This is a genomic window from Pseudomonas sp. SIMBA_068 (genome assembly GCF_046534705.1).
Taxonomy (GTDB): Bacteria; Pseudomonadota; Gammaproteobacteria; order Pseudomonadales; family Pseudomonadaceae; genus Aquipseudomonas; species Aquipseudomonas putida.
Genome location: NZ_JAWRYI010000002.1, coordinates 1 through 14,844 on the forward strand (window position 1 = coordinate 1; position 14,844 = coordinate 14,844).

Annotated in this window: 10 protein-coding genes; 8 read left to right on the forward strand and 2 right to left on the reverse strand. The window is 57.6% G+C overall.

From position 1 onward, the window contains the following. Positions 1-718 precede the first annotated feature (718 nt). Together SB756_RS06120 and SB756_RS06125 are read right to left on the reverse strand one after the other, a co-directional pair. Positions 719-2,008: an MFS transporter gene (locus SB756_RS06120; protein ID WP_410910700.1), complete on the reverse strand. Its 1,290-nt coding sequence runs from the start codon at positions 2,006-2,008 to the stop codon at positions 719-721. 324 nt (positions 2,009-2,332) lie between these two features. Further along, on the reverse strand, positions 2,333-2,740 hold the full coding sequence (locus tag SB756_RS06125) for a histone-like nucleoid-structuring protein, MvaT/MvaU family (protein WP_403004841.1): 408 nt from the start codon (positions 2,738-2,740) through the stop codon (positions 2,333-2,335). A 408-nt stretch (positions 2,741-3,148) separates the two neighbouring features. Between SB756_RS06125 and tssB the strand changes: the two genes are divergently transcribed. The 8 genes from tssB to SB756_RS06165 all read left to right on the forward strand — a co-directional run bounded on the left by tssB (position 3,149) and on the right by SB756_RS06165 (position 14,829). Beyond that, positions 3,149-3,652, forward strand: a complete 504-nt coding sequence (gene tssB / locus SB756_RS06130; RefSeq protein ID WP_197898369.1) for a type VI secretion system contractile sheath small subunit — start codon at positions 3,149-3,151, stop codon at positions 3,650-3,652. Between the two features lie 34 nt (positions 3,653-3,686). Further along, positions 3,687-5,225, forward strand: coding sequence for a type VI secretion system contractile sheath large subunit (gene tssC, locus SB756_RS06135; RefSeq protein WP_410910423.1), 1,539 nt, complete (start codon positions 3,687-3,689; stop codon positions 5,223-5,225). Between the two features lie 20 nt (positions 5,226-5,245). Then, entirely contained in the window at positions 5,246-6,601 is a 1,356-nt protein-coding gene (gene tssK, locus SB756_RS06140) for a type VI secretion system baseplate subunit TssK (protein WP_410910424.1), read from the forward strand. Further along, positions 6,598-7,278, forward strand: a complete 681-nt coding sequence (gene tssL, locus SB756_RS06145; protein ID WP_410910425.1) for a type VI secretion system protein TssL, short form — start codon at positions 6,598-6,600, stop codon at positions 7,276-7,278. The genes tssK and tssL overlap by 4 nt, the downstream gene beginning before the upstream one ends. A gap of 5 nt (positions 7,279-7,283) precedes the next feature. Then, entirely contained in the window at positions 7,284-9,011 is a 1,728-nt protein-coding gene (locus SB756_RS06150) for an OmpA family protein (protein ID WP_410910426.1), read from the forward strand. Positions 9,012-9,024: 13 nt separating this feature from the next. Then, positions 9,025-9,516 carry an Hcp family type VI secretion system effector gene (locus SB756_RS06155; RefSeq protein ID WP_197898374.1) on the forward strand — a complete coding sequence of 164 codons (492 nt, stop codon included), beginning with the start codon at positions 9,025-9,027 and terminating at the stop codon, positions 9,514-9,516. 151 nt (positions 9,517-9,667) lie between these two features. Continuing rightward, positions 9,668-12,319, forward strand: coding sequence for a type VI secretion system ATPase TssH (gene tssH / locus SB756_RS06160; RefSeq protein ID WP_410910427.1), 2,652 nt, complete (start codon positions 9,668-9,670; stop codon positions 12,317-12,319). A gap of 2 nt (positions 12,320-12,321) precedes the next feature. Further along, positions 12,322-14,829 (forward strand): type VI secretion system Vgr family protein, encoded by a 2,508-nt coding sequence (locus SB756_RS06165; protein WP_410910428.1) that lies wholly within the window; start codon positions 12,322-12,324, stop codon positions 14,827-14,829. Positions 14,830-14,844 lie beyond the last annotated feature (15 nt).

The following is a 14,844-nucleotide window of genomic DNA, read 5'->3' on the forward strand; positions in this document are numbered from 1 at the left end:
TCGGCTGCAATGGCCTCTTCGCAGCGCAAGGCTGCTCCTACAGGACTTGTGTTTCCCCTTGCAATCAACGCTGCCCCACAGAAAACGCGCTTTCACGGTCTGATCAGCAGACCAGAAAAAGGGCCCGCAAGGGCCCCGTAGAGGTAAGTGGCTAGCGCCCTCAGGCGCTCTCCTGTGCTGGCCACCGTCTGATTTCGGAACCATCACGCAATCTCCCGCTTAACCCCTGTAGGAGCAGCCTTGTGCTGCGAAGAGGCCGGTAAGGCTAAAGATCATCTTCGGCTGCAATGGCCTCTTCGCAGCGCAAGGCTGCTCCTACAGGACTTGTGTTTCCCCTTGCAATCAACGCTGCCCCGACAGAAAACGCGCATTCATGGTCTGATCATCAGACCAGAAAAAGGGCCCGCAAGGGCCCCGTAGAGGTAAGTGGCTAGCGCCCTCAGGCGCTCTCCTGTGCTGGCCACCGTCTGATTTCGGAACCATCACGCAATCTCCCGCTTAACCCCTGTAGGAGCAGCCTTGTGCTGCGAAGAGGCCGGTAAGGCTAAAGATCATCTTCGGCTGCAATGGCCTCTTCGCAGCGCAAGGCTGCTCCTACAGGGCTTGTGTTTCCCCTTGTAATCAACGCTGCCCCTACAGAAAACGCGCTTTCACGGTCTGATCAGCAGACCAAAAAAAGGGCCCGCAAGGGCCCCGTAGAGGTAAGTGGCTAGCGCCCTCAGGCGCTCTCGACCTTGCGTGGTGCCATGAAGTACATCCACACCAGCGCCAGGAAATACATGGCCGGAATCATCGTGAACAACACGGCATAGTTGTTGTTGGTGGCGGTCAGCACGCTGCCGACGATCTGCGTCATGAACATCCCGCCAATCGCCGCGCACATGCTGCCGAAGCCGAACACCGTGCTCACCAGGTGCTTGGGCGTGTAGTCCATCACCAGGCTCCAGATATTCGCTGTCCAAGCCTGATGCGCGCCGACCGCCAGCGAGATGGCGGCCACTGCGACCCACAGGCCACTTGCGTTGGCGGCAAAGACGACGCTGACCATGGTGCAGGCAAAGATCAGCATCGACACCAGCCGTGCGGTGGTGGCCCGCACGCCACGGCCGATCAGCCAGGACGACAGGATGCCGCCGCCGATGCTGCCAAAGTCCGCCGTCAGCCAGATGATGATCAGCGGGATGCCCATCTGGGTCACATTGATGCCCAGGCTGTATTGCTGGTTCAGAAACGGCGGCAGCCAGTACAGGTAGAACCAGAATACCGGCGCAGTGATCGCATAGGCCACCGCAAACGCCCAGGTGCCACGCAGGCGCAGGATACGGCTGAACGGCACGCGGGTAGGCTCGGGTTCATCGTCCTGCTGGATGTACTGCACCTCGCTCTGGCGCACGCTGGGGTGGTCTTCAGGGTTGTAGTACTTCAGCACCCACAGCACCACCCACACCAGGCCCAGGCTGCCCATGGCGATGAACGCGGCCTGCCAGCCCCACACGGCGAGGATCAGCGGCAGCAGGGCCGGGGTGACCATGGCGCCAACGTTGGTGCCGGCGTTGAACAGGCCTGTAGCGATCGCCCGCTCACCCGCCGGGAACCACAGCCGCACGGTCTTCACGCAGGCCGGGTAGTTGGCGGCCTCGGTCAGGCCCAGGATGAAACGGCAGACCATGAAGCCGGCCGCCGAAGTGGCCAGGCCATGGGCACCGGTGGCCAGGCTCCACAGCAGCACGGCGAAGAAGAAGGCGCGTTTTACGCCAACTTTGTCGATCAGCCGGCCCTGCAGCAGAAAGCCGATGGCGTAGCCAACCTGAAACCAGAAGTTGATGTTGGCGTAGTCCATCGCCGTCCAGCTCATCTCCTTGGCCAGTACGGGCTGCATGATGCCAAGTGCGGCGCGGTCGATGTAGTTCAAGGTGGTGGCGAAGAACACCAGGGCGAGCATGCCCCAACGGGTCTTGCCGACGCCGAAGGCGCCGCGAAGCTTGTCGCCAATCGAACCCTGATGCATCCGGGGCGCGGCGGGGGTGGTCTTGGTGTGGTTCATAGACTGCTCATTTCTTGAAATTGTATTCAGCTGCGGTGCTACGGGTACGTGACCGGCTCCCAGGCAGGACGGGCACGCAAGGCCGGTGCATGGTGAGCAGTGAAGGCGGCAGCGTCAATTCAAGAGACGGGCTACTGTTCGGTTACCGAACGGTTGCGTTGGCTTGCGGGCGCGGCAGGGATTCACGCCAATAAAGGGTAGAAGGCGTTCAACCTGGTTGCCTGATGGAGCGCAGGTCCAGAAGGGAAGGGCAGGCTGTGGTGGTCGTGCCTGGCAGGGTGAGGGGGGCTACTGGTCAGATTTGGGCGTGTACACAGACCATGCAGTTGCCCAGCTTTCGACCTCCTCCCGGCCGTACTGCTGAATCCACAACCGCACGGTTTTGTGCAGGGTGCTCTTTGCTTCAACTTCCTGCCCTGTGTGTGGGTTTATATAGTATTTGCTTTGCCGGGCTCTGTAACGCGGCAGCGGTGCGACAGGTGGGCAGTGCGGGTAGACATTGTTGTTCGCGTGTTCGCTTTCGATGATGGCCAGTACATGCGACAGATTGAATTGATATTCGGCAAGCAGGTTGTGGAGTTTGCTTTCAAATTCGAATTCGCGGATAAGGCGCGGGTCGATTTTGATGAAGGAGAGTTCAGACTTTTTCGCGGCGAGCAGTCGCTCGAGGGCGCGGAATTCGGCGAGGCGGGACATGGCTCATCTCCATCGGGTGATGGGGTTAGTAATAGCGCTCGCTGAGCCGTGACGCAAGGGCTAAATGGTTTGAAATATTTTCAGATGATAGTGTCGTCGGCGAGCGTTTATTTCTGCTGCATTTTCCGTAGGCAACTTCCTACATTTCAAGCGGGTTCGATTAAACACCTCGTTCTCTCGCTCTGGATTTGGGTTGATTTGCTAGTGTCAAGGGCTGAATTATCCTTCGATTGACTCTCATGATGGAGAAGTTTTGTAGGAAGTTTCTGGATTCTTCTGAAGGGGTGGCATAAGTGGAAGAAAGACGCCATCGTTGGTGGGGATGCATTGCACAGTGCTCTGTCAAACCGGCTCGACCCAGGGTGCGGGAAAACGTTCTGGCTCGGCCCCCTGCCTTCAGGAGGCGTTATGGCTTCAAACAGTTTTCAGAATGAGGTGCCTAAGGCACGCGTTAATATCAAGCTTGATTTGCATACGGGTGGGGCTCAACGCAAAGTCGAGCTACCGCTCAAGCTCATGTTGATGGGGGACTACAGTAACGGCAAAGAGCAGCGTCCGTTGTCCGAGCGGAGCAAGGTGAATGTCAATAAAAATAATTTTGACAGTGTGCTCTCGGAATTTTCACCAAGCCTCAAGCTGGTCGTTGAAGATACGCTCACGAACGAAGGTGGAGAAACGCCTGTTGAGCTGAGCTTTCAGTGCATGAAGGATTTCGAGCCCGAACAGGTTGCTCGCCAGATACCGCAATTACGCGCCCTGCTGGCGATGCGAAACCTGCTGCGTGAGTTGAAAGCCAATCTCTTGGATAACGCAACGTTCCGTGCTGAGTTGGAACGCATACTGAAAGATGAGGCACTGAGCAACGAACTGCGCAAGGAACTGGCTGCCCTTGCCCCTCAAGGCGAACGCTAGAAAACCACCATCTCTATAGACGGGAAGCAAACAAATGTCCGAAGAGCAATCCTCTGCGCAATCGCGTGGCGCCACTGTGCGGGTGGAAGACAGCCAGAATGTCTATCACACATTGTTTGAAAAAATAAATCTCGAACCACTTGATCAGATGGGTGGGATTGACGCCTATCAGAGCGTGGATGCTTTGTCCGAGGCCACGGCCAATGAGCGCGTCACTGCTTCTGTAAGCGTCTTTCTCGAACGGCTCAAGCAAGTGTCTCCACAGGTGGAGCGCCTGGACCGGGCCCTGCTGGACGAGCATATTGCTTCGATTGACGCTCAAATCAGCTTCCAGCTGGACGCCGTCATGCATCATGCCGACTTCCAACGGGTCGAGTCGATCTGGCGTGGCGCCAAGTCCTTGATTGATCAGACGGATTTCCGGCAGAACGTTCGGATCGAGATACTGGATATCAGTAAGGAGCATCTGGCGCAGGACTTCGAGGATGCGCCGGAAATCTCTCAGAGCGGCCTGTACCTGCATACGTATACCCAGGAATACGATACCCCGGGTGGTGAGCCTATTGCGGCGGCGGTTTCCAACTACGAGTTCGACCGAGGGGCTCAAGATATTGCGCTGCTGCGGAACATCTCCAAAGTTGCAGCCTCCGCCCATATGCCATTCTTGTGCTCGATGGGGCCTGCGTTCTTTGGCAAGAAAACCATGGAAGAGGTGGCCGCGATCAAGGACATCGGTAACTACATGGAGCGTGCGGAATACATCAAGTGGCACGCTTTTACTCGAAGCGATGATGCCCGGTACGTCGGTGCGACAATGCCGTGTACGTTGGGGCGACTGCCTTATGGGCCCGACACCAACCCAGTCCGATTGTTTAATTATGTAGAACGGGTCAAGGGCCGCGACCACGATAAATACCTGTGGGTGAGCTCGACGTTTGCGTTCGCGGCGAATATGGTCAAAAGCTTTATCGCGAATGGTTGGTGTGTGCAAATTCGAGGGCCGCAATCAGGCGGCGCAGTGACCAACCTGCCGATCCATCTGTACGATATGGGCACGGGCAGTCAAGTGAAGATCCCTTCGGAAGTAATGATTCCGGAAACCCGCGAGTTTGAATTCGCCAATCTTGGTTTGATTCCATTGTCGTATTACAAGAACCGCGACTATGCGTGCTTCTTTTCGGCGAACTCAGCCCATAAACCCGCGCTTTATGACACCCCTGAGGCCACCGCCAATAGTCGCATCAATTCGCGGTTGCCTTATGTATTCCTGCTTTCTCGCATCGCGCACTATCTGAAACTCATTCAGCGGGAAAACATTGGTACCACCAAGGACCGCCGTCTGCTGGATCTGGAGCTGAACAGGTGGATAAGCGGGCTGGTTACTGAAATGACCGATCCCGGGGATGACTTGCAGGCATCGCATCCGCTGAGAGAGGCGAAGGTGGTTGTCGAAGACATTGACGATAATCCCGGTTTCTTCAGGGTCAAGTTGTTTGCGGTGCCGCATTTTCAGGTTGAGGGCATGGACATCAATCTGTCGTTGGTTTCGCAGATGCCCAAAGCAAAATCTTGACGGCGCCAGGAGCTTTGAACGTGAAGATCGATCGGCCTATGTGGGCGTCCGGCGTGGTGTTGTCTGCGCAGCAGTTTCAGCAGCAGGCGCACTTTGAGTCGTGGACGAATCAGACTGTTGCTTCATTGGCATGGGTTCATCCATGGGGTATCCGGGCAGTCGCATTTGATGCGGATGCACTGCAACTGGGTAAACTCATGGCCACTCGGCTGCATGTCCGCATGCCCGATGGAACGTTGATTGACACTGATCGATTGGATCAGCTTCCCAGTGCCCTGGAGCTATCACGCGCGCTGCCTGGCGATAGTCAAGCTGCAACGGTTGTGCTGGCTTTGCCGCTGGAACAGGCCAATGGCAACAATTGCCTGTTCGAAGGTGGCAGAGTCGAGCGTCCCGTCAGATACCGTCAGGTATGGCGGGATGTCCAGGATCACTACAGCGATGAAGTGCAGTCCATCAGCGTGCTCGAACATGCACTGAGCTTGCGCCTGAATGATGATGACAATGCCGACTACCTCACCTGCCCAGTAGCGCGCCTGGTACGGGATGGGCGGGGTGGTTGGGAAATTGATCTGGCCTACATTCCCCCCTTGCTGAAGTTTGATGCGCACGCTGGATTGCTGCTTCAACTGGATAACTTGTTGACCCAGCTGTCCTCCAAACGTGAGCGGTTGATGGGGATGCGCCGCGAGAGCAACCAGCGCATGGCAGATTTTGCTGTCGCTGATGTGACGTTGTTCTGGTTGCTCAATGCGCTGAATACCTACCAGCCCGTGTTGGCGGACCTTAAAGCGCATCCTGGTCGGCATCCGGAGCAGGTGTACCAGCAGATGGTGAAGTTTGCAGGGGCGCTGTTGACGTTTTCGTTGGACCAGAGCATCGAGGACATTCCTGCCTATCAGCATGCGAACCTTGAGGCCGTTTTCCCACCGTTGATGCGTACGCTCTCCACATTGCTGGAGGCCAGCCTGCCGTCACGTGTGCTGGCTTTGATACTTGAAGCGCGCAGTGCCAACCGTTGGCAGGTTGCCCTGAACGATCCTCGCTTGCTTGAGCCCGAAGGGGCGGACTTTTACCTGTCTGTGCACTGCCGGCTGCCAGCCGTGCAAGTGCAGGGCCAGTTCCCAAGGCTGTGCAAGATCGGCTGTCCTGATGATGTGGACTATCTCGTCAACGCAGCACTCGATGGCGTTCCCTTGAAACCCTTGAGTCATGTGCCTGCGGCGATACCGCTGCGTTTGGAGAACCAGTACTTCGCACTGGATCTGAGGCATGAGAAAGGGCGTGCCATGTTGGCGGATGGCGTGTGCGCCCTCTATGTGCCGAGCGTGTTTCAGGACGTCAAACTTGAACTGTTTGCGGTACTGCGCTCATGAGTCTCGTTCAGCAGAAGCCCGTCGCAGCCAAGGCGGATATCGACGCCTTGCTGCAGGACACCTACTTGCTAGTAGTCGAGTTGCGACACGGCACAGGGGCGCACAGTAGCCCGGAACTTTGGTCACGTTGCGTGGCGGATGTCGAGCATGTTCGGGCCTCCCTTGAGGAGGACGGTCTGGATCGCCGTAGCATCGAGCTCATCAGCCATGCGCAATGTGCCTTGCTGGATGAGACGGTGCTCGCTTGCGCCGAGGGCAAGGCCCATGAGGATTGGGCAATGGAGACCTTGCAGGCCAGGTTTTTCAGCAGTCATCAGGCTGGTGAATCGCTTTACGAAGACATGCGCACCGTGCTGCGTGAATCCTCTGCACACCCTTACGTCTTCACGGTCTTTCAGCGAGTACTGATGCTGGGTTTTCAGGGGCGCTACCGCGATGTCAATCACCCAGAGCGGCAGCAACTGTTCGCTGCAATCGATGCGCATGTTCCCCCCTTTGATACGAGTCAGTCTCTGGTTACCCAGGTGGGGAGCAGTTCACGCCTACCGATGTGGCGGTGGCTGCAGTCCCCGCTGGCCCACGTGGTGGTCGCAGCAGGCCTGTTGATAGGTATCTGGTGGGGGCTTGACCATACGCTGGGTGAGGCAGTGGCCTCGCTCTTGTGGGTGCAAGAGTGAGCGGGATGTTGCGCAGACAGGAGCAAGCGCTCTGGCTATGGGCCGGAACGCTGTCTTTGTTGCTCATAGCCATGCTCCCGCTTGCTTTTGAATGGCAGCTCCCGATCTCCGTGCTCGTCGCGCTGGCAGTATGGGCAGGGTGGCGCCGAAGCCTGCGTATCGCCGGTAAACGGCGAGAATTACAAAGCAGCAATGGCGCCAGCTTGCCTGCTCGGTCTTACCGCCATCCCATTGTTCTGGTTGTAGGCGATTGTCTGGCTGAGCTGTTTGGTGCAGTGCCCGCTGAGCAATTGGCGTTGCGAGTAACGGGGGAGGGTTGCTATGTCCGGGTGCCCGACGTGCAGAAGCTGCCCACAACGGTTGCCAGTCTGCTGCTGCTACGGCCTGAATGGCACGGCCAGCTGAGTGTCATGTGGGTTGTGGACCCCAACATGCACACAGACGCTGCAGTGTTGGCGAATGAGCTACGCAGCGTGTACCGCCAAGTTGTGATGTTGCGCGAGCGTGGTAGCCCCCTGTCGATGCTGGTTGTGGGCTATTTCCCGAGCACTTCGCAGTCTACAGCCTGGTTCACCTGGGCCGCGGCCAAGTCAAGTGTGCAGGTGCATGAGTCAGGTATGCGCATGAGCCTGGCTGAATGGCAGAGGTGGGACAAGGACCCTGATTCCCGCGCTGCTCGACTGAGAGACACAGTGCAGTTGAACGCTGCGGCAGGTTGGTTGAAGGACGTGTGTATGTCGGAAATGCACGTGCGGCCTTTTCACCAGGAGATCGCCGCCAACGCCGTTGCCGTTGCATGGGCCCCCATTTCCGGCAGGCGCCATCAAAACAACCTATGGCACCGCTGGCTGCAGGCGCGGACCGGGCTCTGCTTTAACCAGGGTGGCACTGATGATGCCAATGCGTCATTGCCGTTCCCTGACGCTCTGCTGCATTTACTGTCTCGCAGTGCTCGAAACAGTGGGCAACCCAGGGCGTTGCTGATCGGTGTCTGGCTGTTTGTACTGGCAGCCTCCATCGCTTTGGTCAGCTCTGCATGGCAGAACACATTGCTGGTACGCCAGGTCACAGACGACCTACGGCGTTATGCCACTGTTTCGGTGAGTGCTAGTCCTGACCAGGCGCTGCAACGGGACTCCGCCCTGGCTGTGCTTCACCAGGATGCGCAACGCCTGGACACCTATTACCGCCAAGGGGCGCCCTGGTCGCTGGGCCTTGGCTTGTATCAGGGCGAAAAGCTACGCCCATCACTGCGGGCAGCCATTAACGGGCACCGCAGCCCGACGATACCTCAGGCTTCGCCCGAAAGGCCTGCAATGGTTCGCTTGGACAGCCTCTCACTTTTCAGCAGTGGCAGCGCGCAGCTGAAACCGGAGTCAACCAAGATTCTGGTCACGGCGTTGGCGGGCATCAAGGCCCAGCCAGGCTGGCTGATTGTGATCACGGGGCACACGGACGGGACGGGCAGCGACCAACAGAATCTGCGTTTGTCGCGAGCACGCGCGGCCGCAGTACATGACTGGATTCAACACATGGGGGACATCCCCAGCAACTGCTTCGCGGTGCAAGGCCTGGGAGCCAGTCGGCCAATTGCGAGCAATGACACGGAACAAGGACGGTCGGCCAATCGCCGAGTTGAGATTCGCCTGGTACCGGAGGCGGGGGCGTGCCAGTCCTCGACTGCGGGCTCAGGCCTGCAACCCCTGTCGCATTCCGCGACCTACAACACTTGAAAGAGGATTTCTAATGGCTATTCCTGTTTACCTGTGGCTGAAAGACGATGGCGGTGCCGATATCAAAGGCTCGGTCGATGTCAAAGACCGGGAGGGCAGTATTGAAGTGGTCGGCCAGGATCATGACCTGTACATCCCTACGGATAACAATACTGGGAAATTGACGGGTACGCGAATTCATACGCCTTTTGTTTTTACAAAAGAAATCGATGCCTCCTCCCCATATCTCTATAAGGCCGTGACAACCGGCCAGACGCTCAAAGAAGCGGAATTCAAATGGTACAAAATCAATGACGCTGGCCAGGAAGTTGAATACTTCAACACCAAGTTGGAGAACGTCAAGGTCGTGAAAGTTGCACCCAAGATGCATGACGTAAAAGACCCGGCAAAAGAAAGGCACAACCATCTGGAGTTGGTCGAGCTTCGCTACGAGAAAATTGTCTGGACCTACAAGGATGGAAACATCATCCATTCGGATTCTTGGAACGAACGGACCACCGCCTGATAAAACACGGCCGTCGGTCGGTACCTGCTGACGGCCTCCAGTGTATTGGGTTGAGCGTCCGTGCGCGGGCGTTCAGCCAAATACACCTGGGCTTTTCAGATACGTCGCGCTCATGACGTTACATTGATCATTGACGACAAGGATGCCCTGAATGGCACACGATCCTACCCGTTTGCTCCGCCGTCTCAACGCTTATTGCACCCAGGCACTGACGGCGGCCGCGTCGTTGTGTCAGGCACGCGGGCACAGTCATATCAGTATTGAACACTGGGTGTTTAAGTTGTTCGAGCAAGGAGAGGGTGATCTTGTAGTCATCGCCCGCCGCTATAGCTGGGATGTGGAAGCCCTGTGGCAAGGATTACTTGAACACTTCGATACGTTGCCGCGCAGCGTACTTGGCAAGCCCCAATTAAGTCTAGAGTTGCAGCAGTTGATCAGTAGTGCTTGGTTACTGGCATCGCTGGATCGTGACTGTGAGCAACTGCGTTCCGTGCACGTGTTGGGCGCCTTGATTGAGGCACCAGATTTACTTAAATGCTCAGCCGCTTGGCCTTTACTGAGTGTAGTGCCAACGCAACTTCAACACGTGCAAGCGCTGCTTGAACGCGATTCGGAAGAAGGCCGGCCGGTTCTGATGTCGCCGTTCAGGTCAGAAGTGGGACGGGACGCCAAGTCTGCAACGTACCCTGATGACAATGCGACGCAGTCGGCGCTGGATCAGTTCAGTCATGATGTAACCGCCAAGGCCGCAGCGGGGCAGATCGACCCGGTCTTCGGTCGTGACGATGAAATTCGTCAAGTGATTGATGTGCTGAGCCGTCGCCGCAAGAACAACCCCATTCTGGTCGGCGATCCCGGTGTCGGAAAAACCGCCTTGGTTGAGGGGCTTGCGTTGCGCATTGCCAGCGGCGATGTCCCTGACAGCCTGAAACCGGTGAGCATCCGTACGCTGGACCTGGGGCTGCTTCAGGCCGGAGCCGGGGTCAAAGGCGAGTTCGAGCAGCGGCTCAAGAACGTGATCGAGGCCGTCCAGCAATCCGAGGCACCGGTACTTCTGTTCATCGATGAGGCACACACCTTGATCGGTGCTGGCAATCAGGCAGGCGGCGCTGATGCGGCGAACCTGCTGAAGCCGGCCCTGGCGCGTGGCGAATTGCGAACCATCGCTGCCACGACCTGGAGCGAATACAAGCAGTACTTCGAGCGCGATGCGGCGCTGGAGCGGCGCTTTCAGATGATCAAGGTGGATGAGCCGGATGATGCCAATGCTTGCTTGATGTTGCGCGGGCTTAAAGCGCGTTACGTCACCTACCACGGTGTGCATGTTCAAGACGCAGCCGTGCAGGCGGCGGTTAGCCTGTCGCGGCGCTTTCTGACGGGGCGCCGCCTGCCTGATAAAGCGGTTGACCTGATAGATACCGCCTGCGCACGCGTTCGCATCAGCCTGGATTGTGAGCCGCAGGCGCTGGTTCACATCAAGTCTCAGAAGACGGCCTTGACTGCAGAGCGAACTGCGCTGGAAGAGGATGCACAGCTTACCGGCAGGGTGATTGAGCCTCGTTTGGCGAAGATCAACGCCCAGCTGGTTCAACTGGAGAGCCAGCAGGTTGCGCTGGAGCTGCAGTACCAAAAAGAGCTTGAGCTTACGCACCAGCTGCTCGACGTCCGCCAGGCTGAACAGGTCGATACAGCGGCCTGCGCGCAGTTGCAACAAGAACTGAGCTACGTACAGGGGAGTCGGCCGCTACTGTCGCTCGACGTGTGTGCCCGCAGTGTGGCTGAAGTGATCGCCGACTGGACAGGGGTGCCCTTGGGCAGCTTGCTCAAGGACGAACATGCCAGCTTGTTGAACCTGGAAGATCAGCTGGCCGAACGCGTTGTCGGTCAGGAGCCAGCCCTGCTTGCACTTGCTCAACGGCTACGTGCCGCCCGCACAGGGTTGACGAACGACAATGCGCCGATGGGCGTCTTCCTGCTGGTGGGCACCAGTGGCATCGGCAAGACGGAAACGGCGCATGCCCTGGCCAGTAGCCTGTTCGGCGGAGAAAAGTCGCTCATCACCCTGAATATGTCCGAGTACCAAGAGGCGCACACCGTCAGCCAGCTGAAAGGGTCACCGCCTGGTTATGTCGGCTACGGCCAAGGTGGTGTGCTCACCGAGGCCGTTCGCCAGCGCCCCTATAGTGTCGTGCTGCTGGACGAAGTCGAAAAGGCCCACCGCGATGTGCTCAACCTGTTCTACCAGGTGTTCGATCGCGGCGTCATGCGCGATGGCGAAGGGCGGGAGATCGATTTTCGCAATACCGTGATCCTGATGACCTCTAACCTGGGCAGTGACCTGCTGCAAGGTTGTGTAGAGCGTCAGCCAGATATCGAAGACGCCGCACTGCATGAGTTGTTGCGGCCCGTGCTGCGCGCGCACTTTCAGCCTGCACTTTTGGCGCGCTTCCAGACATTGATCTACCGCCCACTGGACGCTGGCGCGCTCAAACGCATTGTCGCGATCAAACTCGACCAGGTTGCCAAGCGGCTTCAGCGTCATTACGGCTTGCAGTGTGAGGTGGACAACTCGCTGTACGAGGCCTTGGTCGCCGCCTGCCTGCTGCCCGATACCGGCGCCCGCAACATCGACAGCTTGCTGAACCAGCAGATTCTGCCAGTGCTGAGTCAGCAGTTACTACAGCGCCAAGCCCTCGGGCAGCCTACTCAAACAGTGACGCTCGGGCACTGCGAGGACAGCGGCATCAGTTTGAGTTTTTCCGATGAACACGGCGCAGCGCTGCTGGCTGTCGAGAGGGCTTGATCATGACGAAGCCTTTACTAGGTTCCATCCATAACCATTACACGCTTGAAATCGATGAACTCGATGCGGTTGAGCTCGATGTACTGTCGTTCATAGGTAAGGAATGGCTGAGCCAACCGTTCAAGTACACGGTGGCGTTCACCTCCCCGACGCAGGATATCGAAGCTGCGAAAATCCTCGGAAAGGATGCCAGCTTTCATATGGGGGCGTCAGTGCAGCCACCGCAAACTGCGATCACTGCACGAGGGGCACGCACGCTGCATGGCGTTATCACGGGTTTCAAGCGCATTTCCAGCGCCCGGGATGAAGCCCGTTATGAGGTGACCCTGCAGGCCCGGTTGGCATTGCTCAGCCGAGGCAAGCAGTACCGGATCTACCAGCATCAGTCGGTACCGGAGATCGTGGAAAGCATCCTGCGCAGTCGCCATCGGTTCGAAGGCCAGCACTTCCTGTTCGACCTGGTTCGCGAATACCCCAAGCGGGAACAGGTGATGCAATACGGTGAAAGTGACCTTGCCTTCATCAGCCGTTTGTTGGCGGAGGTGGGCATCTGGTACTGCTTCACCCACGACGACAGGTTGTCGATTGACGTTGTCCAATTCCATGATCATCAACGTTACTACCAGTTCGGCGTCAGCCTGCCGCTTCGCCCGCTGTCGGGTCTGACCAGCAACGGGCAGGATGGCGTCTGGGCGCTGCAGGTCAGCCACGAAGTGGTGGAGCAGTGCATCAACGTTCGTGCCTATCACCATCGCGATGCTGCGGCTTTTCTGGATGGCGACGTTGATCACAGCCGTGGCGCGAGTACCACGTATGGGGAGGGTTATCACTACGGCGAACCCTATACCGCGCTGGGTGACGCAATTGCCCAGGATGAGGACCTGCTCAGCGAGAGCGGTTACTTCTATGCGCGCCTGAGCCATGAGCGCTTTCTTAACGGCCAAACCCGCTGCAACGGCGCCAGCAGCAGTGTGACACTCGCCCCAGGGCAGGTGGTCACGATCACTGACGGGGCACCGCAGGTCTTTGAGCCCGGGGTCGTTGTGACGCATCTGACCGTCGAGGCTGCACGCGACCGCAGCCTGGAAGTCGCTTTCGAGGCGATACCCTATTCGGAGACGATATGTTTTCGGCCAGCGCTGCGGGACAAACCGCAGATCGCCGGTACGGTACCGGCGCGGGTCACCAGTACCCAACAGAACGACCCCTACGGTCATATCGACCTGGAGGGTCGCTATCGGGTGAACTTCCTGTTCGACCGGGACACATGGCGCGCGGGAGAGGAGAGTGTCTGGTTACGACTGGCGCGACCTTATGCAGGCGATACCCATGGCCTGCACATGCCGTTGATTTGTGGCACCGAAGTGGCGGTGGCGTTCGAGCAAGGCGACCCGGACCGGCCCTACATCGCGCATGCCCTGCACGATAGCCAGCACCCCGACCATGTCACGCTGCGCAACTACAAACGCAACGTGTTGCGCACACCCGCGAACAACAAGTTGCGCATGGACGATACGCGGGGGCAGGAGCACGTCAAGCTCACTACTGAACACAGTGGTAAGAGCCAGCTCAATCTGGGGCATCTGGTCGATGCCGATCGCCGGCCTCGCGGGGAGGGCGCGGAACTGCGCACCGATGGGCATGCCGCGATCCGTGGCGGCAGTGGCATCTTCATCAGTGCTGATGCTCAGCCTCAAGCCCAAGGGACAATGCTAGAGATGGGAGCAGCGTTGGCTCAGCTCAATAACGCTCTGGCATTGGTGAACGCACTGGCGCAAAGCGCAGCTGTGTCGGGAGCGTTACCAGCTGATAATCAGGCCCAACAGAGCCTGCGGGAGGCATTGGCGCGGCTCAAAGATTCGGGACTCCTTGCCTCGGCACCTGCCGGGATAGCTATGGTTACACCTGCAAACATCCAACTATCGGCAGAAAACTCTATTACAGCTACGGCTGGTGATAGTGCTGACTTCAGCCTATTCAAACGTTTTAGCGTGGCCGCAGGTGAGGCAATCAGTCTGTTCGCCCAAAAGTTAGGGCTCAGGTTAATTGCGGCTCGTGGCCCTGTGGACATTCAGGCACAAAGCGATGCGATGACGTTACAAGCAGACAAGGAACTTGCTTTGAATAGTAGTAATGGCGAGATCGTTCTCAATGCCCAACACGGCATCACTCTGGTTAGCAGAGGTGCCTATATCAAGATAAAAGACGGATCTGTTGAGATCGGTGCCCCGGGTGAACTGCATATCAAGAATGACAATATCGCTTGGGGAGGCACTGCCTCATTGGAGAAGGCCCTGGCGCCGATGATTCTGGAAGATCCTGTTTACATCAATCCCATGCAAGGTGGCTTTCAAGTTAGAGATAAAGTCAGTGACCAGCCAAAACCTTACGTACGGTATCGAATTGAAGCTGCCGATGGCAGCGTGCTCAGAGGTATGACAGATGGGAATGGTTATACACAATCCCACTATGGAATTGATCTTCAAAGCATAAAGTTATTCTTTGAGTAACTTCGGAGTGATAGG